The organism is Streptomyces sp. NPDC049813 (genome assembly GCF_044465085.1).
Lineage (GTDB): Bacteria > Actinomycetota > Actinomycetes > Streptomycetales > Streptomycetaceae > Streptomyces.
This window is the reverse complement of the sequence record NZ_JBITLI010000001.1, coordinates 328736-352234: the sequence shown is the minus strand read 5'-3', so window position 1 is coordinate 352234 and position 23499 is coordinate 328736. Positions and strand designations below refer to the sequence as shown.

At 73.9% G+C, this 23499-nt stretch carries 20 protein-coding genes and 1 tRNA gene; 12 read left to right on the top strand and 9 right to left on the bottom strand.

The window, feature by feature from the left end; all coding sequences use genetic code 11:
- Positions 1–80 precede the first annotated feature (80 nt).
- Positions 81–1979 (bottom strand): ABC transporter ATP-binding protein, encoded by a 1899-nt coding sequence (locus ACIBW6_RS01410; protein ID WP_399055287.1) that lies wholly within the window; start codon positions 1977–1979, stop codon positions 81–83.
- An 89-nt stretch (positions 1980–2068) separates the two neighbouring features.
- On the opposite strand from ACIBW6_RS01410, the gene ACIBW6_RS01405 reads away from it, so the two are divergent.
- The 3 genes from ACIBW6_RS01405 (at position 2069) to ACIBW6_RS01395 (ending at position 4059) form a co-directional block, all read left to right on the top strand.
- Positions 2069–2839, top strand: a complete 771-nt coding sequence (locus ACIBW6_RS01405) for a crotonase/enoyl-CoA hydratase family protein (RefSeq protein WP_399055285.1) — start codon at positions 2069–2071, stop codon at positions 2837–2839.
- 142 nt (positions 2840–2981) lie between these two features.
- On the top strand, positions 2982–3791 hold the full coding sequence (locus ACIBW6_RS01400; RefSeq protein WP_399055283.1) for an SAM-dependent methyltransferase: 810 nt from the start codon (positions 2982–2984) through the stop codon (positions 3789–3791).
- A 91-nt stretch (positions 3792–3882) separates the two neighbouring features.
- Complete coding sequence (locus ACIBW6_RS01395) at positions 3883–4059, top strand: hypothetical protein (protein WP_399055281.1); 177 nt, start codon at positions 3883–3885, stop codon at positions 4057–4059.
- Positions 4060–4084: 25 nt separating this feature from the next.
- On the opposite strand, the gene ACIBW6_RS01390 is transcribed toward ACIBW6_RS01395, so the two are convergent.
- Positions 4085–4996, bottom strand: a complete 912-nt coding sequence (locus ACIBW6_RS01390) for a YceI family protein (protein WP_399055279.1) — start codon at positions 4994–4996, stop codon at positions 4085–4087.
- Between the two features lie 354 nt (positions 4997–5350).
- Here ACIBW6_RS01390 and ACIBW6_RS01385 point away from each other — a divergent pair, with 354 nt between their 5' ends.
- On the top strand, positions 5351–6592 hold the full coding sequence (locus tag ACIBW6_RS01385) for a hypothetical protein (RefSeq protein ID WP_399055277.1): 1242 nt from the start codon (positions 5351–5353) through the stop codon (positions 6590–6592).
- Positions 6589–7737, top strand: coding sequence for a hypothetical protein (locus ACIBW6_RS01380; protein WP_399055275.1), 1149 nt, complete (start codon positions 6589–6591; stop codon positions 7735–7737). The genes ACIBW6_RS01385 and ACIBW6_RS01380 overlap by 4 nt, the downstream gene beginning before the upstream one ends.
- 24 nt (positions 7738–7761) lie before the next feature.
- Here ACIBW6_RS01380 and ACIBW6_RS01375 read toward each other — a convergent pair whose 3' ends face one another.
- Positions 7762–9228 (bottom strand): NAD-dependent succinate-semialdehyde dehydrogenase, encoded by a 1467-nt coding sequence (locus ACIBW6_RS01375; RefSeq protein WP_399055273.1) that lies wholly within the window; start codon positions 9226–9228, stop codon positions 7762–7764.
- A 267-nt stretch (positions 9229–9495) separates the two neighbouring features.
- Positions 9496–10755, bottom strand: a complete 1260-nt coding sequence (locus tag ACIBW6_RS01370; RefSeq protein WP_399055271.1) for an aspartate aminotransferase family protein — start codon at positions 10753–10755, stop codon at positions 9496–9498.
- Positions 10756–10952: 197 nt separating this feature from the next.
- Between ACIBW6_RS01370 and ACIBW6_RS01365 the strand changes: the two genes are divergently transcribed.
- The 4 genes from ACIBW6_RS01365 to ACIBW6_RS01350 all read left to right on the top strand — a co-directional run bounded on the left by ACIBW6_RS01365 (position 10953) and on the right by ACIBW6_RS01350 (position 15551).
- Positions 10953–12113 (top strand): ROK family transcriptional regulator, encoded by a 1161-nt coding sequence (locus ACIBW6_RS01365; protein WP_399055269.1) that lies wholly within the window; start codon positions 10953–10955, stop codon positions 12111–12113.
- A gap of 103 nt (positions 12114–12216) precedes the next feature.
- Positions 12217–13233, top strand: a complete 1017-nt coding sequence (locus ACIBW6_RS01360; RefSeq protein ID WP_399055267.1) for a Gfo/Idh/MocA family protein — start codon at positions 12217–12219, stop codon at positions 13231–13233.
- A 5-nt stretch (positions 13234–13238) separates the two neighbouring features.
- Positions 13239–14252, top strand: coding sequence for a Gfo/Idh/MocA family protein (locus tag ACIBW6_RS01355; RefSeq protein ID WP_399056377.1), 1014 nt, complete (start codon positions 13239–13241; stop codon positions 14250–14252).
- Between the two features lie 204 nt (positions 14253–14456).
- Positions 14457–15551, top strand: a complete 1095-nt coding sequence (locus tag ACIBW6_RS01350; protein ID WP_399055265.1) for a mechanosensitive ion channel family protein — start codon at positions 14457–14459, stop codon at positions 15549–15551.
- A gap of 9 nt (positions 15552–15560) precedes the next feature.
- Here ACIBW6_RS01350 and ACIBW6_RS01345 read toward each other — a convergent pair whose 3' ends face one another.
- Together ACIBW6_RS01345 and ACIBW6_RS01340 are read right to left on the bottom strand one after the other, a co-directional pair.
- Entirely contained in the window at positions 15561–16463 is a 903-nt protein-coding gene (locus ACIBW6_RS01345) for an aminoglycoside phosphotransferase family protein (RefSeq protein WP_399055263.1), read from the bottom strand.
- A gap of 48 nt (positions 16464–16511) precedes the next feature.
- Positions 16512–17633, bottom strand: a complete 1122-nt coding sequence (locus tag ACIBW6_RS01340) for an MFS transporter (RefSeq protein ID WP_399056375.1) — start codon at positions 17631–17633, stop codon at positions 16512–16514.
- A 91-nt stretch (positions 17634–17724) separates the two neighbouring features.
- On the opposite strand from ACIBW6_RS01340, the gene ACIBW6_RS01335 reads away from it, so the two are divergent.
- Positions 17725–18177 carry a hemerythrin domain-containing protein gene (locus tag ACIBW6_RS01335; RefSeq protein ID WP_399055261.1) on the top strand — a complete coding sequence of 151 codons (453 nt, stop codon included), beginning with the start codon at positions 17725–17727 and terminating at the stop codon, positions 18175–18177.
- 79 nt (positions 18178–18256) lie between these two features.
- Here the strand turns inward: ACIBW6_RS01335 and ACIBW6_RS01330 are convergent.
- Positions 18257–18330: transfer RNA gene (locus tag ACIBW6_RS01330), tRNA-Pro, on the bottom strand.
- A gap of 119 nt (positions 18331–18449) precedes the next feature.
- Here ACIBW6_RS01330 and ACIBW6_RS01325 point away from each other — a divergent pair.
- Positions 18450–18944: a DUF309 domain-containing protein gene (locus tag ACIBW6_RS01325; RefSeq protein ID WP_399055259.1), complete on the top strand. Its 495-nt coding sequence runs from the start codon at positions 18450–18452 to the stop codon at positions 18942–18944.
- 95 nt (positions 18945–19039) lie between these two features.
- Positions 19040–21124, top strand: coding sequence for an MDR family MFS transporter (locus ACIBW6_RS01320; RefSeq protein ID WP_399055257.1), 2085 nt, complete (start codon positions 19040–19042; stop codon positions 21122–21124).
- A 16-nt stretch (positions 21125–21140) separates the two neighbouring features.
- On the opposite strand, the gene ACIBW6_RS01315 is transcribed toward ACIBW6_RS01320, so the two are convergent.
- Positions 21141–21905 carry a sulfite exporter TauE/SafE family protein gene (locus tag ACIBW6_RS01315; RefSeq protein ID WP_399055255.1) on the bottom strand — a complete coding sequence of 255 codons (765 nt, stop codon included), beginning with the start codon at positions 21903–21905 and terminating at the stop codon, positions 21141–21143.
- 62 nt (positions 21906–21967) lie between these two features.
- The gene (locus tag ACIBW6_RS01310; RefSeq protein ID WP_399055253.1) at positions 21968–23488 is read right to left on the bottom strand and encodes a long-chain fatty acid--CoA ligase; all 1521 of its coding nucleotides are present in this window, start codon (positions 23486–23488) and stop codon (positions 21968–21970) included.
- Between the last annotated feature and the right edge of the window lie 11 nt (positions 23489–23499).

Sequence of the window (23499 nt, the reverse complement as noted above, 5' to 3'; positions counted from 1 at the left end):
GGCCCGTGCGCCGCGGCCCCGTTGCGGCTTGCCTGCCCCCGATACGGTGCCGCACTCCTGCGCGGGGCCGGCGGACCGCTTCATGCCGCTTCCCGGTCGCCGTCCGGCTCGTCCGGTGCGAACTGCGTGCGGTACAGCTCCGCGTAGCGTCCCGCGTGGGCCAACAGGGCGGTGTGGGTGCCGCGTTCGACGATGCGGCCGTCCTCCACCACGAGGATCTGGTCGGCGGAGCGGATCGTGGACAGGCGGTGGGCGATGACGATCGCGGTGCGGTCGCTCAGGGCCTCGGCCAGGGCCTCCTGGACCGCCGCCTCCGAGGTGTTGTCGAGGTGGGCGGTGGCCTCGTCGAGGATGACGACGCGCTGGCGGGCCAGGAGCAGGCGGGCGATCGTCATCCGCTGGCGCTCGCCGCCGGAGAGCCGGTACCCGCGCTCGCCGACGACCGTGTCGAGCCCGTCGGGGAGTTCGCGGACCAGTGTGTCGAGGCGGGCCCGGCGCAGCACGTCCCACAGCTCCGTCTCGCTCGCTCCCGGCCTGGCCAGGAGCAGGTTGGCGCGGACCGAGTCATGGAAGAGGTGACCGTCCTGGGTCACCATGCCGAGCGTGGCCCGCAGCGAGGGCGCGCTCAGGTCGCGTACGTCGACGCCGCCGATCCGCACGGCGCCCGCGTCGGTGTCGTACAGGCGGGGCAGCAGCTGGGCGATGGTGGACTTGCCGGCGCCCGACGAGCCGACCAGGGCGACGGTCTGGCCCGGTGCGGCCCGGAAGCTCACGCCGTGCAGGACCTCGGCGCCGCCGCGGGTGTCGAGCGAGGCGACCTCTTCGAGGGAGGCGAGGGAGACCTTGTCGGCGGCCGGATAGCCGAAGCGGACGTCGTCGAACTCCACGGCGACGGGCCCTTCCGGCACCTCGCGGGCGTCCTGTTTCTCTTCGATCAGTGGTTTCAGGTCGAGCACTTCGAAGACCCGCTCGAAGCTGACCAGGGCGCTCATCACCTCGACGCGGGCACCGGCCAGGGAGGTCAGCGGCGCGTACAGGCGGGTGAGGAGCAGCGCCAGCGAGACGACCGTGCCCGCCTTCAGGGTGCCGTCGAGCGCGAAGTAGCCGCCGAGGCCGTAGACGAGCGCCAGGGCCAGCGCCGAGACCAGGGTCAGGGCCGTGATGAACGCCGACTGGGCCATCGCCGTGCGGACGCCGATGTCCCGGACCCGGCGGGCCCGCGCGGCGAACTCGGCCGATTCCTCCTCGGGCCGCCCGAACAGCTTGACGAGGGTGGCGCCCGGCGCGGAGAACCGCTCGGTCATCCGTGTCCCCATGGCCGCGTTGTGGGCGGCGGCCTCGCGCTGGAGGCGGGCCATCCGGCGGCCGGTGCGGCGCGCGGGGAGCACGAAGACGGGGAGCAGGACGAGGGCGAGGAGGGTGATCTGCCAGGAGAGGGTGAGCATGACGGCGAGGGTCAGGATCAGCGTGACCACGTTGCCGACCACGCCGGACAGGGTGTTGCTGAAGGCGCGCTGGGCGCCGATGACGTCGTTGTTGAGGCGGCTGACGAGGGCGCCGGTGCGGGTGCGGGTGAAGAACGCGACGGGCATCCGCTGGACGTGGTCGAAGACGGCGGTGCGCAGGTCGAGGATGAGTCCCTCGCCGAGATTGGCGGAGAGCCAGCGCGCGAGCAGTCCGAGTCCGGCCTCGGCGAGGGCGATGACCGCGATGAGCACGGCGAGCCGGACGACCACGCCCTGATCGGCGCCGCGGTCGATCGCGTCGACGACGTGTCCGGCGAGGAGCGGCGTCGCCACCGCGAGCAGCGCGCCGAGCACGCTCAGGATCACGAACTGGACGATCCGGCGCCGGTGCGGGCGGGCGAAGGCGGCGATCCGGCGCAGCGTCGCGCGGGCGAAGGGGCGGTGGCGCGGGCCGCCGTTCTGGGCGTTCATCACGCTGTGCAGCTGCGTCCAGGCTGTCGTTTCCATGCTCATGCCGACGACCCTAGGACCTCGACCAATGTTGAGGTCAAGGATCGGCGGCGGGGGTCCGTGCCCGGCCGGGACCGTGGCAGGATGCGGCCATGTCGTCCGTCCGCGTCACCCGCGCAGGTCACGTCACCACGGTCGTCCTGGACCGTCCGCAGGCCCGCAACGCGGTCGACGGGCCGACGGCCGACGGGCTCGCCGCCGCCTTCCGCGCGTTCGAGGCGGACGACGCGGCACGGGTCGCGGTGCTGTGGGGTGAGGGCGGCACGTTCTGCGCGGGCGCCGACCTCAAGGCCGTCGGTACGGACCGCGGCAACCGGGTGGCCCCCGACGGCGACGGGCCCATGGGGCCCACGCGGCTGCGGCTGACGAAGCCGGTGATCGCGGCGGTCAGCGGCCACGCGGTGGCGGGCGGCCTCGAACTCGCTCTCTGGTGCGATCTGCGGGTCGCCGAGGAGGACGCGGTCTTCGGTGTGTTCTGCCGCCGCTGGGGCGTCCCGCTGATCGACGGCGGTACGGTCCGGCTGCCGCGCCTCATCGGGGAGAGCCGCGCCATGGACATGATCCTGACCGGCCGCCCCGTCCCCGCGCCCGAGGCGTACCGGATGGGTCTGGTCAACCGCCTGGTCCCGCCCGGCGGGGCCCGCGCCGCCGCCGAGGAACTGGCCGCGCGGATCGCCGCGTTCCCGCAGGAGTGCCTGCGCGGCGACCTGGCGTCGGCGCGTGAGCAGGGCGGCCTGGACGAGACGGCGGCCATGGCGGCCGAACTCCGCCACGGGGCGGCGGTGCTGGCACATGGACTGGAGGGGGCGCGGCGGTTCGCGGCCGGCGAGGGACGGCACGGGGCGTTCGACGGCGACACCTGAGTCCCGAGCCCCGAGCCCCGAGTCCCGGGTCCGGGCGCCGAGCCCCGGCCGTCCTTGCCGATCACGCCCCGCGCGCCACGCGCGTACGGCAGGATGATCGGACGTACGCGCGAACCGCTCACACGGATCCGGGAGTTGACCCATGACGGAGGCGTCCCCCGCCACGCCGCTCATCGACACCAGCAAGCCGCACCCGGCCCGGGTGTACGACTGGTTCCTGGGCGGCAAGGACAACTACCCGGTGGACGAGGAGCTCGGGCGGCAGATCACCGCCATGGAGCCGTCGGCCCGGTACGGGGCCCGGCACAACCGCTGGTTCATGCAGCGCGCGACGCGGATGCTCGCGGCGCGGCTGGGCGTACGCCAGTTCCTCGACATCGGCACGGGCATACCGACGGAGCCGAACCTGCACCGCGTCGCGCAGACCGCGGCGCCGGAGGCGAGCGTCGTCTACGTCGACAACGACCCGATCGTGCTGGCCCACGCCGCGGCGCTGCTGCGCGGCACGCCGGAGGGCGTCACCCGCTACCTCCAGGCGGACGCCCGCGACCCGGAGAAGATCCTCGAACTGGCCGGGGCCCACCTCGACCTCGACCGCCCGGTCGCCCTCTCGCTCATCGCGCTGTTGCACTTCATCCCGGACGAGCAGGGCGCGCCCGAGATCATCCGGACGCTCATGGACGCGCTCCCGTCGGGCAGCTACCTGGTCCTGTCCCAACTGGCGTCCGACCACGACCCGGAGCGCACCCGGGAGGCCGTGGCCATGTACGCGGCCGGCGGGGTCACGCTGGTCCCGCGCTCACGTGCGCAGATGACGGACTTCTTCGCGGGTCTCGAGCTGCTGGACCCGGGCGTGGCGTGGCTGCCGGACTGGCACCCGGAGCTGGCCGTAGACGAGGAGCGGGACGGCACGGCCGTGCCGCTGTACGCGGGTGTAGCACGGAAGCCGTGAAGGGTTGCCTGGGATGGCGAACATCACACATGGCGATGCCCACGTGACAGACCGGAGCACATAGGCGCACCGATCCCCTACCCTCGTTCACATGTCCTCCACCCCCGCTCCGCGCTCCGCGCGCTCCGCCGATGTCGTCAACGAGCAGATCCGCGACCTGTGGGCGCGTACGGGCGGTCAGTTGACCGCGCAGGACCGGGCGGAGTACGAGGCACTGGTCACGGAGTGGGCGACGGTGGCCGGTGAAGGGCTCGTGCAGCGGGCGTGACGCTCCCGGGGCCCGCGCCTCTGACTTACTCCGGCGGCGTCGGGGTGTCGTGGCTGCGGTACATCGCCTGGATGTCGAGTTCCAGCTTGACCGTGGGGCCGACCACCGCGATGCCGCGGGCCAGCATGGTGCGCCAGTTGAGGGTGTAGTCCTCGCGGTGCAGCTCCGCCGTGGCGAGGGCGGCGCAGCGCAGTTCCTCCGCGTAGCCGCCGTTCACGACGCCGAGGTAGTTCGTGTCGAGGTCGACCGTGCGGCTGACGCCGTGCATGGTCAGGGCCCCCTGGAGCGTCCACTTGGAGCCGCCGCGGTAGAGGAAGCGGTCCGAGGAGAAGTGGACGTAGGGGTAGCGCTCCACGTCCAGGAAGTCGGCCGACCGCAGGTGGTTGTCGCGGGTGTTGTTGCCCGTGTCGATCGACGACGCGTCGATCCGGACCTCGACGCGCGAGTCCGCCATGTCGGCGGCGACGTGGATGCCGCCCTCGAACCGGGTGAACCGGCCGTGCACGTGGGCCATTCCGACGTGTTTGGCGATGAACCGGATCGCGGTGTGCGGCGGGTCGAACAGCCAGGTGCCTGGGCCCGGCAGCTCCGGGGCGCGGCCGGGGTGCAGCTGCACCGAGGTGAGGGGGACGGTCGCGTCGGGGAGCACGTCGATCGTCTGCTGGTGCGGTTGCAGGCCCTCCGCCGCGATCAGCACGCCGTACCGGCCGGGCTGCAGCGTGAGGAAGACGAGCCCGTACGGGTCGGTCGTGGCCTTCGCGGTGACGCGGCCCGCGCCGGTGTCCGTGACGGTCACCTCGGCGCCCGGCATCACCTGCCCGATGGGGTCGGTGACCTGGCAGTGGAAGGCGCCCGCGCCGGAGGGCACGGGGTGCGCGAGACCGGCTCCCCGCACGGCGGAACCGGCCCGCTTCCGGCGGAACAGGGCGAGGGGCATGAGGTCGAACCTTTCCGGGGCAATTGACGTTCTGTGATCACCTTGCCATGGGCAACGTGGCGCAATTACTGCGGAATCTCTCATTCCGCTCGCCCCCACCAGGCGTTTCACAATATCTCCACACTTTTTGGCCGGTGGGTGGACGCGGACCCTCCTGTACGGCGTCACCGGCCGGTCCGCTCGTCCGCGGCCGCCGGGTTGCCGGGCCGGCGAGACGCCGCGCCGCCCGGCTGCCGGCCGAGGTCAGATGTGCGCCCGTCGGCCGCGAGGCGTTGACGGGGGCCGGGGGCTCTGACAGGGTCGCCGGGCCGTCCCGCCGCCCCCGACCGAGGGACCGAGGAGCTCCCAGCCCCGATGAACCGCGACCGCGAACCCCCCTCCGTGCCCGATCCGGCCACCGACGCATGGCGGCGCTTCGCGGCGGAGCACTGGGCCCGGGAGCCGGTCGTGGTGGCGCACGCGCCGGGGCCGGGGCTGGACGCGGCCGGGGCCCACCGCCTCCTGGTGGCCGCGGCGGGCGCCCCGCGCCCGACCCGGGTCCGCCTCGCCGTCGCCGACGGCGAACTGCGGGCCCCCGGTCCGCTGCTGCCGGCGCCGCGGGACCGGGACGCCGCCGACTACGCGGCCCGCCTGGCGGGGGCCGGCCGGCTCGGCGCCCAGGGGTGGCTGTTGACCGCCGAACACGCCCTCTGCCTCAACTTCGGCCTGTGGTCCCGGGTCCGGGGCGCCGTGGCGGGGCTGTGGCGGCACGTCGGCCTGCCCCCGCTGCCCGTCACCGCCGAACTGGCCGTCGGCACCCGCCACCGGGCGGCCGAGGAGACAGGCGCACGCTCGGACGCGGCCGTGCTCACCTGGGTCCTCGCCGGCTCGCTGACGGTGCGGGTCCGGCCCGAGCACACCGGCACCGAGTTCGAACTACGCGCCCATGGCGGGGACTTGGTGCACTGGCCGGCCGGCAGCGCCCACTTCGACGACCGTACGCGGCTGTGCACGACCCTGCGGCTGCGCGTTCCGGTCCGTTCCGCCGCTGCCCTGCCCTACGTCGGCGAGGTGGTCCAGGAAGTGCTGGCCCGCCACCCGCTCCCCGGGGACGAGCAGGCCGCCGCGCCGCACCCCGCGCGCGTGACTCCGGGCGGGCGGCTGGTCCCCGCCCACCGGCTGACCGGCCCGGCCCGGCGCTACGCGGCGGCCCTCGCCGGGGACGAGCCCGAGCGCGCGCTGCTCCTCCGCTGGGCCGGCCTGCGCTCCGCGGCGGGGCTCGATCCCGCACCGCCGCCCCGGCCCGGGATCACCCTCGCCCCGCACCACCGGTTACGCCGCACCACCGAACTCGTGCGGCTGCGGACCGGCGCCGGCGCGGAGGTCTGGGCCGCCCACGGACACGCGCGGAGCACCTCCTCCGTGGCGGCCCGCCGCGTCCTGACCCACCTCGCCCACCTCGGTACCGACTCGTACACCACCGTCTCCGCGCTCGCCGCGGCATGCCGCCTGCGGTCCGAGGACCCCGAACTGGTCACCCTGGTGGACGCGTTGTACCGGGTACGGGCCGTGGAGCTGGAGCCGCCGTGGGGGCCCGGACCGGAGTCGGAGTCGTGAGTGTCTCCCCGGCCGCCGCCGTCGACGTCCTGGAGTCGTTCGACTGGGACGCCTTCGTCGCCGCGTACTGGGACCGGCGGCCGGTGCTGATCAAGGGCGCCGCGCTCGGAGTTCCCCCGTTCGACGTGCACGAGGTCTTCGAGGGCTCGGTCACCGCGGCGCGGCGGCCCGCGGCCGGGCAGGTCGGTTTCGTCCTCGGGCCGCGGCGCCTCACCGACCCGGGGGACCTGCTGCCGCAGCCGGAGGACGGCTCGTTCGCCCGGTACGACCGGCGGCTGCTCCGGCAGTCGGTACGCGAACCGTTCGCTCTCGTCGTCCGCGGCCTGCACGCCCTGCACCACCCGGTGTGGCTGCGGGCGCGCGCCTTCCTCGCGGGGCTCTGGGTCCGCACCGGGCAGCCGCTGCTCGGCGCGAGCACCACGCTCTGCCATGGGACGTGCGGGCCCGGGCGGCCGTCCCGTATGCAGGGTGCGACCTTCCTGTACACCTTGCTCGGGCGCCCGCGGCTGCATCTGGCGCGGGCAGGCCGGTGGTTCGCCGCACGGCCGGCCCCCGGCGACCTGCTCTACTGGCCGGCCGGGCAGCGCTTCACGGCCGAGCCGGGGCGCCGGCCGGCGACCGTGGTCCGCCTCGGCGTCCCGCGCGGCGCACCCCGGCCGGGGCACGTGCTGCGCTCGGTGCTCGTCCCGGGGCCCGATCCCCTGGCCCCGCAGGACGGCCGGAACGCCTCCCTCCTCGTACGCGACGGCCTGGAGGCGGACGGGCTGCCGCCGGTGCTCGCCGCGGCGCTCACCCACTACCGCGAGGCCGCGCGTCCGGCGGCGCTGCGGCGGGGGCTGCTGCGCGAGGCCCTGCTGCACGCGACGGACGGCGGCCTGCGGCCCGTGCCACCGCCTGCGCGGCCCGGCTACTTCACCGACGACGACGCGGTACGGGCCGTCGAACGGGTGGTCTGGGCGGAGGCCGGCGGGCGGCGGCTGGTGGCCGCGTGCGGGCACGTCCTGGAGACCGGTCTGAGCGCGGCCGAACTCTCCTGCCTCGTCGGGGCGTTGAACGCCGGGCAGGAGGTGGCGGTGGCCGGGCTCACGCCGCCCGCGCGGTCGTTGCTCTCCCGGCTCGCCGGGTTCCGGGCGGTCGAGCGGTGAGCCACGCCAGGGCACGTACTCCGGTCAGCTGCCGGTGGGCACCGCCAGGTACTTGTACTCCAGGAACTCCTCGATGCCGACGCGGCCGCCCTCCCGGCCGAGGCCCGACTGCTTGACGCCGCCGAAGGGGGCCGCGGGGTTCGACACCAGGCCGGTGTTGAGGCCGACCATGCCCGTCTCCAGGCGCTCCCCCACGCGCAGGGCGCGGTCCAGATCGCGGGTGAACACGTAGCTGACGAGCCCCCATTGAGTGTCGTTCGCCGCCGCGACGACCTCGTCCTCGTCGTCGAACGTGAACAGCGCGGCGACGGGCCCGAAGATCTCCGTACTGGTCAGGGCGGCGTCGCGCGGCACCTCGGCGAGCACGGTCGGCGGGTAGAAATTGCCTTCGCCGGGCGGGAGTTCGCCGCCGGTCAGGACCTTCGCGCCGCGCTCGACGGCGTCGCGCACCAGGGACTCGACCTTGGCCCGGCCCGCCGCGTCGATGAGCGGTCCGACGTCGGTGCCGGGGTCGGTGCCGTCCCCGACGGTGAGGGTCGACATCCGTGCGGTCAGCCGGGTCGCGAACTCGTCGGCGACCGAACGGTGCACGTAGATCCGGTTGGCCGCGGTGCAGGCCTCCCCCATGTTGCGCATCTTGGCGATCATGGCGCCGTCCACGGCCGCGTCGAGGTCGGCGTCGCCGAAGACGAGGAACGGGGCGTTGCCGCCGAGTTCGAGCGAGGTCCGTACGACGGTGTCGGCGCACTGGGCGAGCAGGGTCCGGCCCACCTCGGTGGAGCCGGTGAAGGACAGTTTGCGGATGCCGCCGCCGCGCAGCAGGGGTTCGACGAGGCCGGCGGCGTCGCTGGTCGTGACCGTGTTCAGGACGCCCGGCGGCAGGCCCGCCTCGGCGAGGATGCCGGTCAGGGCGAGGCTGGACAGCGGGGTCTGCGGGGCAGGTTTGAGGACCATGGTGCAGCCCGCGGCGGCGGCCGGGCCGATCTTGCGGGCCGCCATCGCGAGCGGGAAGTTCCAGGGCGTGATGAGCAGGCAGGGGCCGACCGGCTGGCGCAGCACGAGGTGGCGGTTGCGGCCGTCGGGGCTGGTGGCGTAGCCGCCGTCGATCCGGACGGCCTCCTCCGCGAACCAGCGGAGGAACTCGGCGGCGTACGTGACCTCGCCGCGGGCCTCCGCGAGGGGTTTGCCCATCTCCAGGGTCATGAGGAGGGCGAGGTCCTCGGTGCGGGCGCGGGTGAGTTCGTGGGCGCGGTGGAGGATCTCCGAGCGGGTGCGTGGGGGTGTGGCGGCCCAGGTCCGCTGGGCGGCCCGGGCCGCGGTGAGGGCTGCCTGGGCGTCTTGGGGGGTGGCGTCCGCGACGGTGCACAGGGGGGTGTTGGTGGCGGGGTTGTCGACCTGCATCGTGCGGTTCGCTGTCGCGTTCTTCCAGGTTCCTTGGATGTGGAGTTGCTTCGGGGTCGCTTTGAGCAGGGCGGGGTCGGGGTTCGGCATGGGGGCTCCATGGGGGCCGGATGAGGGTGCGGGTTCGTCGGGGTGGGATGCGCGGTTCCCCGCGCCCCCGAGGGGCAGTCGTTCGTCCGCGAGTCCGGTGGGGGCTTCTCGCGCCGCTCCCCGCGACCCCGAGATGCGCACTGCGTGCGTCATCTCAGCGGCCCGTGGAGCTGAGGCGAGGCCGCATGCTCCAGGGGCGCGGGGAACGGCGCGACCAACCCCCACCGGCGGGGCAGCCGACGAACTGTCCGGGGTCGGGGCCGGCGCTCAAAGGGACGTGGACGCTGTCGTCACCGCTGCGTGCCAGATTCGTAGGGCCTCGGTGATCTGGGGTTCCGTCACCACCAGGGCCGGGATCATGCGGACCACGTTGGCCCAGGGGCCGCAGGTCAGGAGGAGGAGGCCCTCGTCCGCCGCCGCCTGCTGGGCGCGGAGCGCGGTCGCCGGGTCCGGGTCGCCGGACGGGGTGGTGAACTCGCTGGCCAGCATCAGGCCGAGGCCGCGCACGTCGCCGATCGCCGGGGTCTTCGCCGCGACGTCCTCCAGACCGGAGCGCAGCCGCGCGCCCATCGCCGCCGCATTGGCCACCAGGCCCTCTTCCGCGATGACGTCGAGCGTGGCACAGGCCGCCGCGCACGCCACCGCGTTGCCGCCGTACGTGCCGCCCTGGGAGCCGGGCCTGGCCTTGTGCATGAGGGCGGCCGGAGCCGCGATGCCCGACAGCGGGAACCCGCTGGCCAGCCCCTTGGCGGTGATCAGGACGTCGGGCCTGACGTCGAAGTGGTCGTGGCCCCAGAAGCGGCCGGTGCGGCCGACGCCGGTCTGGACCTCGTCGAGGACGAGGAGGATGCCGTGGCGGTCGGCGCGTTCGCGGAGCCCCTGCAGGAAGGCGGCGTTGGCGGGGACGTAGCCGCCCTCGCCGAGGACCGGCTCGACCAGGATCGCCGCCGTGTCGTCCGGGTCGGTGACGGTCTGGAGCAGGTGGTCGAACTCCCGCAGCGCGAACCGCGTGGCCGTCTCCTCGTCCCAGCCGTAGTGGTAGGCGTTCGGGAAGGGGGTGATGGCCGCCCCCGCCATCAGGGGGGCGAAGCCGGTGCGGATCTTGGTGCCGGACGTGGTCAGCGAGGCCGCCGCCACGGTCCGGCCGTGGAAACCGCCGTGCGCGACCACGATGTTGGGCCTGCCGGTGGCCTGCCGGGCCAGCCGCATCGCCGCCTCGACGGCCTCGCTGCCGGAGTTCACGAAGAACAGGCTGTCGAGCCCCGCGGGCAGTACGTCGCCGAGCTTGTCCACGAGGCGCCGCAGCGGCTCGTGCAGGACGGTCGTGTACTGGCCGTGGATCAGGGTGCCGACCTGTTCCTGCGCGGCGGCGACGACGCGGGGATGGCAGTGGCCGGTGCTGGTGACCCCGATCCCGGCGGTGAAGTCCAGATAGCGGCGGCCGTCGATGCCGTAGAGGTGGACGCCTTCCCCGCGCTGCGCGACGACGGGGGTGGCCTGGCGCAGGTGCTCGGACAGTTGCGTCATGCCCTCCACCCTCAGTGCGGCGCCGAAGAGGCGTCAATGGGGGACGTGTGACGGTTTCCGGGCCGCGTCGGCACATCAAGGCCGCGCCGATACGCAGGAGTTCTGCGAAATGTCCGTGCAAGTGTGCTTCCCAAGCCTCCGTGGTTGTGCAACAGTCCTGCGCAATCGACCGACCGGTGGGCGGAGGCGGGCGGGCCATGGCGGTGCACCACGGCGTACGCGGGCACGACCTGACGGCGCTGCGCGGCCTCAACACCGCTGTCGTGCTCCGGGCGTTGCGCCGGGAGAGCCCGCAGACGGTGAGCGCGCTCGCCACGTCGACGGGGCTCTCGCGGCCCACGGTCGAGGTGCTCGTCGAGGAGCTGGCGGCGCAGGGGTGGATCGCGGACGCCGACGCCCCGGCGGCCGGGCGGGCGCCGGGGCGGCCCGCGCGACGGGTCCGGTTCCGGGCCGAGGCCGGGCACGTGGTCGGGGTGGACATCGGGCGCGAGAAGCTGGTGCTGCTCCTTGCCCGGCTCGACGGCGAGGTCGTCGCGCGGCACCGCGAGGAGCTTCCGGCCCGTTCGACGGGGGCCGAGCGGGTCGCGCTGCTGCGCGGTCGGCTGCGCCGCTTCCTCACGGACCAGAGGCTCGGCCCCGACGACGTCTGGTCGGTGGGCGTCGGCGTGCCGGGCATGGTCGACGACACCGGGCGGATCGTCTCGGTGGTGGTACCGGAGTGGACCGATCTGGATCTGGGGCGCCGGCTCGCGGAGGACCTGTCCTGCCGGATCCTGGTGGAGAACGACGTGAACCTCGCCGTGCTGGCCGAGCACTGGCGGGGCGCCGCGGTCCTCGCCGACGACGTGGCGTGCGTGCTCGTGGGGCGGCGCATCTCCTGCGGCCTGATGATCGACGGCCGGCTGCACCGGGGGCGGCGCGGCGGCGCGGGCGAGCTGGGCATCCTGCCGCAGCTGGGCCTGGAGGCGGCGGCGCGGGCGCTGGACTGGGACGGGCAGCGGCGCGCGGGCGAGTCCGGGTCCGACGCGCTCGCCCGGGCCGTGCGCGACGGCGACGCGGAGGCGCTCGGCGTCCTCGACCGGTACCTGGCCAAGGCGGCTCCCGGCATCGCTGCGCTCGTCCTCGCCCTCGATCCCGAACTGCTCGTGCTGTCCGGCGCGTTGGCGCCCGTCGGCGCACCGCTCGGGCCGCTGCTCACCGAGCACCTGCGTCCCCTGACCCTGCACGTGCCGCGGATCGCGGTCAGCACCCTCGGCCGCGAGGGCGTCGCGCTGGGGGCGGTGCGGCACGCCCTGGACGCGGTGGAGGCCGCCCTCCCGCACAGACCGGCCCCCGCGCGGCCGCGTGCCCCGCACTGAGACTCCCGCCCGACATCGCCCAGTGGCGCACCCAGGGCTGAGAGCCCGTACCGCACCCCTCACACGCACTACTCCCCTACGCCCCTCGCAGGAAGGGACTTCCATGGCACGCCTCGACGTGGGTCTGATCGGCGCCGGAGGTATCGCGCGCGCCCATCTGCCCGCCTGGACGGAGCTGGGCGCACGCGTCACGATCCTGTCCACCGACGGCCACGCGCAGCAACTGGCCGACCAGTACGCCGCGTTCGGCGTGAGCGCCGTGCAGAGCCTCGCCGAGCTGCTGGACCGCAGCTCGGTCGTGGACGTGTGCACCCCGACCTTCACCCACCGGCACCTCGTGCTCGACGCGGTCGCCGCGGGCCGGCACGTCGTCTGCGAGAAGCCGCTCGCGCTCACCGTCGACGAGGCACAGGAGATGGCGGACGCGGCCGAGCGCGCGGGCGTGCTGCTGTTCCCGGCGCACGTCGTGCGCTACTTCCCCGCCTACGCGGCGCTCGCCCGGTCCGTCGCGGCGGGCCGCGTCGGCGCTCCGGCCGTCCTGCGGTTCACCCGCTCCGGCCGCTACCCGGCGTGGGCGCCGTGGTTCAGCGACCCCGCGCTGTCCGGCGGCATCCTGGTCGACCAGATGATCCACGACCTCGATTTCGCGCGGCTGCTCGCGGGCGAGGTGGTCCGCGTCCACGCGCAGGTGCGCGGCGCGCAGGAGCCGGGCGCGGCCGACGGCGCCGTGGCGACGGGCACCGCCGTGCTCACGCACGCGTCGGGCGCCCTGAGCCACGTCCTGGGGGTCTGGGGCCTGCCGGACCTGCCGTTCCGCACCACGTACCGGGTGGCGGGGCCCGGCGGCGTCCTGGAGCACGACTCGACCGCCCACCCCGGCTTCCGGATCCTGGCCCAGGGCGTGCGGGCGCCCGGCGAGGGCATCCCGGGCAGCCCGATGACGGAGAGCCCGTACCTGACGGAGCTGCGGGAGTTCGCGGCGGCCGTCGCCGGCGGCCCCGCGCCCCGGGTCTCGGCGCGCGACGGCGTCGAGGCGGTCCGGATCGCGGCCGCGGCCGCCGAGTCCGCCCGTACCGCGCAGGCCGTCGACGTGGAGCCGACCGAGGAGGCCGGGCTGTGAGGACCATGAAGGTCGGAGTGCTGTCGTTCGCGCACGTCCACGCGGCCGGATTCGTGCGGCTGCTCGCCGCCATGGACGGGGTCGAGGTCCTGACGGCCGACCCCGGGACCGATCCGGCGGCGCCCGACGAGGTCCGCGGTCGGGACTTCGCGGCCCAGCTGGGCGTCGGACACGTGGACAGCTACGAGGAGTTGTTCGCGTGGGGGCCGGACAAGGTGGTGGTGTGCTCGGAGAACGCCCGGCACCGGCCGCTGGTCGAACTGGCCGCCGCGCACGGCGTGGACGTGCTCTGCGAGAAGCCGCTCGCCACCACGCCCGAGGACGGCGCGGCGATGGTGGCGGCGTGCCGGGCGGCGGGGGTGCGGCTCGCGGTGGCGCACCCGGTGCGGTTCAGCCCCGCGTATCTCGCGGTGCGGGAGGCGGTGCGCGCGGGCACGACGGGCGCGGTGCTCGCGGTGGCGGGCGCCAACAACGGCTACATGCCCGGCGCGCGGCGCCGTTGGTTCACCGATCCCGCGCTCGCGGGCGGGGGCGCCCTGACGGACCACACGGTGCACATCGCGGACCTGCTCGACGACCTCTTCGAGGGCGCCCCGGTGACCTCCGTCTACGCGCAGACCAACAACGTCCTGTACGAGGGCGACGTCCCGGTCGAGACGGCGGGCCTGCTCACGCTCACGTACGCGAACGGCGCCGTGGCCACGATCGACTGCAGCTGGAGCCAGCCCCCGCACCACCCGGCGTGGGGCGGCCTGGCGATGCAGGTGATCGGTGAGCGGGCCACCCTGGAGATGGACGCCTTCGACCAGAAGGTGCACGGCTTCAGCGAGACGTCGCGCGCCGGGATCGAACTCCCCTACGGAGCCGACCTGGACGCGCTGATGCTGCGCGCGTTCCTCCACGGGGACGGCGCCGGGCCGGTCGGTGTGACGGACGGCGAGGCGGGTGTGCGAGCACTGCGGGTGGTGGCTGCGGCGTACGCGTCGGCGCGGGTGGGACGGGCGGTGAGCGTGGGGTAGCCGGGGCGACCTGGCGGGAACCAGGAGGTCGAAGGGGAACCATCGTGGCCACGGGGCCGCTTGGCATGCGGCAAAATAGGTCGGCGTGCATCGCCTTGGCGGCCACGCCGGTTTCCCGTTCCCCACCGAGCAGGTGCATGTGACGACTCATCACCATCCGGACCGTCCGGTTGTCTTTCCAGCGGAGCACGCGGGAGGTGTCCGATGACCCGCGGGCTCGAACTCCACGACCTGATCATCGCGGGCGTCGCCCTCATCGCGGGGCTGATGGCCGGGCTGCTGCTGCGGATCGTCCTGCGCTGGCTCGGCGAGCGGGCCAGCCGCACCCGCTGGGGCGGCGACGACGTCCTGGTGGACGCGGTGCGCACCCTCGTGCCCTGGGCCGCGGTGGCCGCGGGCGCGGCGGTGGCGGCCGAGGCGCTGCCGCTGACGGCCCGCACCGGCCACACCGTGAACATGGCGCTGACCGCGTTCGTCATCCTCGCGGCCACGCTCACCGCGGCCCGCGTGATCACCGGCCTGGTCCGGGCGGTCGCGCAGTCCCGCGCCGCGGTGGCCGGGTCGGCGACGATCTTCGTGAACATCACCCGGGTCGTGGTCCTCGCGATGGGGTTCCTGGTCGTCCTGCAGACGCTCGGCATCTCGATAGCGCCCCTGCTGACCGCGCTGGGCGTGGGCGGCCTCGCGGTGGCGCTCGCGTTGCAGGACACCCTCGCCAACCTCTTCGCGGGCGTGCACATCCTCGCCTCCAAGACGGTGCAGCCCGGTGACTACATCCGGTTGTCCAGCGGCGAGGAGGGCTACGTCGTCGACATCAACTGGCGCAACACCGTGGTGCGTCAGCTCTCCAACAACCTGGTGATCATCCCGAACACCCAGCTCTCCGGCACGAACATGACCAACTTCAGCCGTCCCGAGCAGGACATGACCCTGCTCGTGCAGGCGGGGGTGGGCTACGACAGCGATCTGGAGCACGTCGAGCGCGTGACCGTCGAGGTCGTCACGGAGACCATGCGGGACGTGGAGGGAGCGATGCCCGAGCACGAGCCGGCCGTGCGCTTCCACACCTTCGGCGATTCGCGGATCGGCTTCACGGTGATCCTCGGCGTCGGCGAGTTCAGCGACCAGTACCGGATCAAGCACGAGTTCATCAAGCGGCTGCACCGGCGCTTCCGTGACGAGGGCATCCGCATCCCCGCGCCGACCCGGACGGTGGCCCTGGCGCAGGGCAGCACGCCGATCGTCATACCGCACCAGCGGGACGCGCTGGACACCCCGGCGATCACGCCCCCGGTGTAGGGGCGGGCGTCAGTCGCCGCTCTCGGCGAGCACCGCGTCGATCGTCCGCGCGGCAGTCCGCGCCATGAACGGGTTCGACTCCTGGTAGTACGCGAGCTCGTGGGCCGCGACGGTCAGGGCCCAGCCCCGGCCGCGCGCCCAGGTGTCGGCGTCGGGCGCGGCGGCGGCCCGGAAGACCTTGCGGGCCGGGGCGTCCAGGACGTACCAGGCGGCGAGGAGGTCGACGGCCGGGTCGCCGGTGCCCATGCACGCGAAGTCGATGACGGCGCTGAGGCGGCCCGCGTCGACGAGGAGGTTGCCGGGCTCCAGATCGGCGTGGAGCCAGACGTCCGGGAGCGGGCCGCGGGGCGTGCGCACGGCGGCGTCCCAGACGGCGCGGGCGGCGCCCGCGTCGAGCACGCCCGCGAGGCGGCTCAGCACCGCGCGGGTGTCGCCGTCCCGTGCGGCGAGCGGGTCCCGGCCCCGGTAGGCGGCCGGGGCGCCCCGCGTGTCGATGCCGCGCAGGGCGGTGACGAACCCGGCCAGGTCCTCGGCCAGTGCCCCCGGCCGCTCCAGCTCTCCGACGACCGGGATCGCGCCGGGCAGCCAGCGGTGGACGGCCCACGGGTACGGGAAGCCGTGCCCGGGCCTGCCCTCGGCGACGCACTCCGGTACGGCGACGGGCAGCCGCGCCGCCAGGAACGGCAGCCAGCGGCGCTCGGTCGCCAGGTCGGGCGCCGCGCCGCTGACGCGCGGCAGCCGCACGACGTACGCCTCGCCCAGCCGGAACAGGACGTTCGACGTGCCGTGCGCGTCGACGTGGCGCAGCGGCAGCCCGGACCACCGCGGGAACTGCGCGTCGACCAGCGCCCGCACGAGGGTCGCGTCGATGTCGGCCTCGCCGGGGTGGTACTTGCGCACGCTGCTGGTCACCGCGTGAGGCTAACCGGCCCGGGCCGGGCCCGCACCGGCTTTTCGGCGTCACCCGGCGGCCGGCTCCCGCACGCTCTCCAGCGCCCGCCCCGTGGTGCGCGGCCCGTACACCGCCACGTCCACGCAGAGCAGCGCCATCAGGGCGGCGCACCCGGCGAACAGCCCCGTCGGGCCGAACGCGTCCAGGACGGCCACGCCCACGAAGGGCAGGACGCCGCCGGTCAGCCGGGACAGCGAGTAGGCGATCCCGACGGCGCTGCCGCGCAGCGCGGTGGGGAAGAGTTCGGCCTGGTAGACGTGGAAGGCGTTCGAGAAGACGTTCTGGGTGAGCGTCATGAGGATGCCCGCCGTGACGATGGCCGCCGAGGAGGCGGCGGTGCCGAAGGCGAGCCCGCACACGGCGATCGCCGCGGCCGACGCGATGATCAGCGTCCGGCGCTCGATCCGCTCGATGAACAGCACCGAGACGGCCGAGCCGACCGGGTAGCCGAGGAAGCTCAGCGCGGTGTACGTCAGGGAGTCCACGACGTCGTGGCCCTTGGCCATCAGGACGAGCGGCGCGAGCGAGCCGAAGCCGTAGTAGCCGACGGTCTGGAGCACCTGGAAGATCCAGAGCATCACGGTGGTGCGCCGGTGCGGCGGCCGGAAGAGGTCCCGCACGGGTGCGGCCGCCGCGGCCGGCTCCGGTGCGCCGTCGGGGCGCTGCGGCGCCGGCAGGGCCTGGGAAGCCGGCCCGGCCGCGCGTTCCACCCCGGCGACGATCCGGTCCGCCTCGGCGTGCCGGCCCTGGGTGCTCAGCCAGCGCGGCGACTCGGGCAGCGAGCGCCGCAGCACCCAGACGAGGGCCGCACCGGCCCCGCCGAGGACCAGCAGCCACCGCCAGCCGTCGATCAGCAGGTCCCGCCCAGCGACGAGCCGCCCGCCGAGCAGCGCCGCGACGGGCGCCCCGCAGAACCCGAGGGTGTAGGCGAGCGCGACGAACCGGCCGCGGACCGCGCCGGGCAGCAGTTCGCTGACGTACGTGTCGACGAGCGGGAGTTCCGCGCCCAGGAAGAGCCCGGCGACGACGCGCAGCACGACCAGGGACGTCAGGTCCGGGGCGAAGGCGCCGAGCAGCGAACTGACGCTGTATCCGGCGAGGTTGACCAGGAACAGCGGGCGCCGTCCGATCAGGTGTCACTTACACGCATGCTCTCATGGGGGCCGCCACACGCCGGTGACCTCCACGAACTCTCCCCGGGACTGACGTATCACTGACGTCATGTGTCACTACTGCGGCTGCCGGGACATCCCGCTCATCAAGGAGTTCATCGCCGAGCACGAGCGGGTCACCGACGCCGCGGGCGACGCGCTGCGCGCGCTGGAGGCCGGCGACCCGCAGCGGGCCCGCGCCCTCGTCGAGGCGATGGCCGGGGAGCTGACGGCGCACTGGCGCGGGGAGGAGGAGGGCCTGTTCCGGGTGATGCGCGAGGACCCCGAGTACGCGCCGTACATCGCGGCGCTGGAGACGGAGCACCGCGAACTGGACGCGCTGCTGCCCGCGTTGGACCTGACGGAGCCGGACGGCGTACGCGCGTTCACCGAGGCGGTGCGGGAGCTGCACCGGCACATCGCCAAGGAGGAGGACGGCCTGTTCCCGGCGTCGCTGACCGCGCTGTCGGGGGACGAATGGGACGCGTCGATGGCGGCGTGGCGGGCGGCGCATCCGCGGTAGACCGGTCCGGGGCCGGGGACGACTGTGGGGCCGCCGCGGATCTCTCCGCGACGGCCCCACACTCCACGACTTCGTAAAGTCGGGACGACAGGATTTGAACCTGCGACCCCTTGACCCCCAGTCAAGTGCGCTACCAAGCTGCGCCACGTCCCGATGTCGGCTGCCTCGCGTGAGTCCCGTCCGGCGGCGACAGACAGAACAATACCCCAAGCTCACGGGTGGTTTGAAACCGATTCCGCGGCCGTCGGCCGACATGCGCGAGAATCGGCCGCATGAGCACTTCGCACAGCGGTGACCGGGACCGCGACGAGGAGGGACGGGCGCGCAACGCCCGCCCCCGCGACGGTCTCGGCCGTCCCCTCCCCTACGGTTCGCCGGGTGTCGACCGCCAGCCCGAGGGGGTCGTGCGCACCCCGGCACGGACCGTCGACGAGGCGCAGGAGCTGCTGGACGCGGGCCGCCCGTTCCACGCGCACGAGGTCTTCGAGGACGCCTGGAAGTCGGGGCCGGACGCCGAGCGTGCCCTGTGGCGGGCGCTGGCCCAGACGGCGGTGGGCCTCACGCACGCCGCCCGGGGGAACGCGACGGGCGGCGCCCGCCTGCTGCGCCGCGGGGCGGACGGCCTGGCGGCGTGGACGGGCGAGGCCCCCGGCGGCCTGGACCCGGCAGGCATCGCCCACTGGGCCCGGACCCTGGCGACCCGGGTGGACCAGGGCGAGCGGATCACCGCGACGGCCTCGGCCCCGAGACTGCGCTCAGCCCGCTGAGGGGCGCGGACCACGGCATACGACCCGCACCCGGCACGTCACCGATCCGGCCCCACCCGCATGCGCCGCCCACCCCCAAGGGCGACCCTGCAACAGTGACAGTCACCGATACCCCGCAGCCCGCCGCAGAGGCCCAGGCCCCGCCGGTCCTGGACAAGCGCCGCCGCAACGTCGTCTTCGTCACGATCATGCTGGGCATGCTGCTGGCCGCCCTCGACCAGACGATCGTCGGCACGGCCCTGCCCACGATCGTCTCGGACCTGGGCGGCGCGGCGCACATGTCGTGGGTGGTGACGGCGTATCTGCTGGCGGAGACCGTGGCCACGGTGCTCGTCGGCAAGTTCGGTGACCTGTTCGGACGCAAGGTGGTCTTCCAGGTCTCGGCGATCGTCTTCATCACGGGCTCGTTCCTGTGCGGCCTCGCGGGCAACATGACGCTGCTGATCGCCTGGCGGGCGATGCAGGGCATCGGCGCGGGCGGCCTGATGGTGACCGCGATGGCCCTGATCGCGGACGTGATCCCGCTGCGCGAGCGCGGCAAGTACCAGGGGGCGATCGGCGCCGTCTTCGGGGTCGCCACCGTCATCGGGCCGCTCCTCGGCGGTCTCTTCACGGACCACCTGACCTGGCGCTGGGCCTTCTACGTCAACGTGCCGATCGCGATCATCGTGGTGATCGCCGCGGCCCGCACCATCCCGGTGGTGAAGTCGGCGACCCGGCCGGTCATCGACTATCTGGGCATCGCGCTGGTCGCGGTCGGGGCGAGCGCCCTGATCCTCGCGACCAGCTGGGGCGGCAACGAGTACGCGTGGGGCTCGGGCGTCATCATCGGCCTCTTCGCGGGCGGGGTCGTCGCGCTCGGCCTGTTCTGCTGGGTGGAGTCGCGCGCGGCCGAGCCGATGCTGCCGATGCGGCTCTTCGCCAACCCCGTCTTCACGGCCTGCTCCGTCCTCAGCTTCGTCGTGGGCTTCGCGATGCTGGGCGCGATGACGTTCCTGCCGACGTACCTGCAGTACGTGGACGGGGACTCGGCCACGATCTCGGGCGTGCGGACGCTGCCGATGGTGATCGGCCTGCTGATCGCGTCGATCTTCTCCGGCAACGTGGTGAGCAAGACGGGCAAGTACCGCCTCTTCCCGATCGTCGGCTCCCTCGTGATGGCGCTCGGCCTGTTCCTGCTGTCCCTGATGGACAACCACTCCGGGGTCTGGCTGGAGTCGGTCTACATGTTCGTGCTCGGCGTCGGCATCGGCCTGTGCATGCAGGTGCTGACGATCGCCGTGCAGAACACCGTGGACTACGCGGACCTGGGCACGGCGACGTCGGGCGTCACGTTCTTCCGTACCCTCGGCAGCTCCTTCGGGACGGCCGTCTTCGGGACGATCTACGCCAACACCCTGAAGCCGAACCTCTCCGACGGGGTGGCGCGGGCCGCCCGGGCCGGTACGGGGATCGACCCGGCGACGCTCACGAAGGCGGCGCAGAATCCGGGGGGCCTGCACGCGCTGCCGCCCGAGGCGCGGGCGCCGATCGTGACGGCGTACGCGGACTCGCTGCACACGGTCTTCCTGTGCACGGTGCCGGTGGCGCTGATCGGGTTCGTCGTGGCGCTCTTCCTCAAGCAGGTGCAGCTGCGGGACAGCGCGCGGATGGGCTCCTCGGACATGGGCGAGGGCTTCGCGCAGCCCACCACCGGGGACCCCTCGCACCTGTTGCAGCGGACCGTCGGCTCCATCGTGAAATCCACCGACCTGCGCACCGCGCGGCGCATCCTCGACGAGTCCGACACCCGGCTCGACATCGCCGGGGCGTGGGCGGTGATGCAGGTGGAGTTCTTCACGCGGATGGTCGGGCACGCGAGCCTCGGCATGATCGCGGCGCGCCGGATGCTGCCGCCGGAGGTCCTGGTGCCGGTCTTCCAGCGGATGGTCGACGAGGGCTATCTGTCGCGGACCGGCACGTACTTCTCGCACACGGAGGCGGGGCACCGGGAGGCCGCGGTCATCAACCACGCGTGGGGCGAGTGGCTGGCCGGGAAGGTCGAGGCCGACCTCGGTCGGCCGGCGGGCGAGGACCTGCGGGCGGCGGTCGACACGATCGCGAAGCGGCTGCTCGCGGAGGACCTGGAGCAGGGGCTGCCGCACCAGCCGGGCTCGGACCGCACGCTCAGTCCTACGTGACCCGAAGCGTCCTCGCTCAGCGGAGCAGGAGTTGCAGGCCGCCGAGGACCGTGGCGGCGATGACGAGGCGCTCGAACAGCAGCTGGTCGATGCGGTTCACCGCCCATCTGCCGAGCAGTGCGCCGGGTACGACGAAGGCGACGAGGGCGGCGTCGAGCAGCAGCGAGTGGCCGTCGATGAGGCCGAGGCCCACGCTGAACGGCACTTTCGCGGAGTTCACGATGAGGAAGAACCACGCGGACGTGCCGAGGAAGCCCAGCTTCCGGAAGCCCGCGGAGAGCAGGTACAGCGACATCACGGGGCCGCCCGCGTTGGCCACCATGGTGGTGAAGCCGCCGAGCACTCCGTAGGAGCCCGCTTTGACCCGGGCGGTGCGCGTCGCCGTCCGCGCCGCCTCGGGGGACTCGCCGCGGCGGCGCCGCCAGAGGGTGACGCCGGCCATCAGCAGCAGGATCGCGCCGATGGAGGACCGGACGGCTCCGTCGCCCGCGTAGGCGAGGAAGACCGTGCCGAGCACCACTCCCCCGGCGACCGCCGGGAACAGCCGCCACAGCGTGGGCCAGTGGGCGTGGCGCCGGTAGGTGAGGACGGCGAGAACGTCGCCGAGGATGAGGATCGGCAGCAGGACGCCGGTGGAGGCGCGGGCGGGCAGGACCGCGGCGAAGACGGCGAGGCTGACGGTGTTGGCGCCGCTGACGGCGGTCTTGGAGAAGCCCACCAGCAGGGCGGCGGCGGCCAGCGCGGCGAACGCCCACGCGGTGATCCCGAAAGTGTCGTGCATGGCGGGCCGATGGTAGACCCACGGGTCCGCGCCGCGTCAGCGCCGCCGCATGGTGATACGCGCTACGGCTGTCGCGCGTACGTGGTCCGCAGCTCGCGCTTGAGGATCTTCATGCTGGGGCCGAGCGGCAGCTGGTCCGTGAACTCGACGCGGCGCGGGTACTTGTGCTTGCCGAGGTGCTCCTTGGACCAGGCGGTGAGGGCGGCCGCGTCCAGGTCCGTGCCGGGCTTGGGGACGATCACCGCGCAGACCTCCTCGCCGTGCACGGCGTCGGGCAGGCCGATGACCGCCGCGTTGCCCACGCCGGGGTGGCGCATGAGGACCTCCTCGACCTCGCGCGGGTACACGTTGTAGCCGCCGCGGATGATGATGTCCTTCTTGCGGTCGACGATGCGCAGATAGCCGTCCGCGTCCTTGGTGCCGAGGTCCCCGGTGCGGAACCAGCCGTCGACCAGGGCCTCCGCGGTCGCCTCGGGGCGGCCCAGGTAGCCGGTGAAGACGCAGTGGCCGCGCACGACGACCTCGCCGAGCTCGCCCGCGGGCAGCAGATCGACGCGGTCCTCGACCTCGGCGCGCGCGATCTCCACGTCGACGCCCCACAGGGGCTGGCCGATGGTGCCGGGGCGGGCGCCGAACACGGGCTGGTTGGCGGCGGCCGCCGGGGAGGTCTCCGAGAGGCCGTAGCCCTCGTAGACCGTGGCGCCGAAGGTCTGCTCGAAGCCTTCCAGGACCGCGACGGGCAGCGAGGCGCCACCCGAGACGCAGAGGGTGAGCCGCGGCAGCTTCTCGGCGCCGGGCGCCGCCGCCAGCAGGTTGACGTACATGGTCGGGACGCCGTGGAAGGTGTTGACGTTCTCGGCGACCATCAGGTCGAGCGCGCGGGCCGCGTGGAAGCGGGGCAGCAGGACGAGCGTCGCGCCCGCGCGCCAGGTCGCGTTCATCGAGACGGTCTGGCCGAACGCGTGGAAGAGCGGCAGGGCGCCGAGCGCGACGTCGTCGGCGTGGACGCCGTTGGCGTCGAAGGCGCTGACCGTCGCGTTCATCACGAGGTTGAAGTGGCTCAGTTCGGCGCCCTTGGGGACGCCGGTGGTGCCGCTGGTGTAGAAGACGACGGCCGGGTCGTCGGCCTCGCGGGTGACGTAGGCCGGCAGCGGTGCGCTGTCCGCGGTGAGCCGTTCCAGCTCGCCCCCGGCGCCCAGGGTCACCATCCGCACGCCCGCGGCCCGCGCGGCGGCCGCGCCGGTCTCGGCCTGCGCCGGGTGGCACAGCAGCAGCGTCGCGCCGCTGTCCTGGAGGACGTGCCGCACCTCTTCGGCCGACAGGAGCAGGTGGACGGGGACGACGACCCCGCCCGCGGTGAGCGTCGCGTAGTAGGCGCGCGGGAACTCGGCCGTGTTGGGTGCCATCAGGGCGACCCGGTCCCCCGGGCGGACGCCGAGGCCGGTCAGGGCCGCGGCCTGCTTGCGGGCCTGGAGCCACAACTGCGCGAAGGTGAGGCGCAGTTCGCCCTCCACGAGGCCGACCTTGTCGGGGCGGCGGCGGGCGGACTCGGCGAGGATCGCGGCGAGGGAGAGGGTTGCCATGGGGGGTGGTG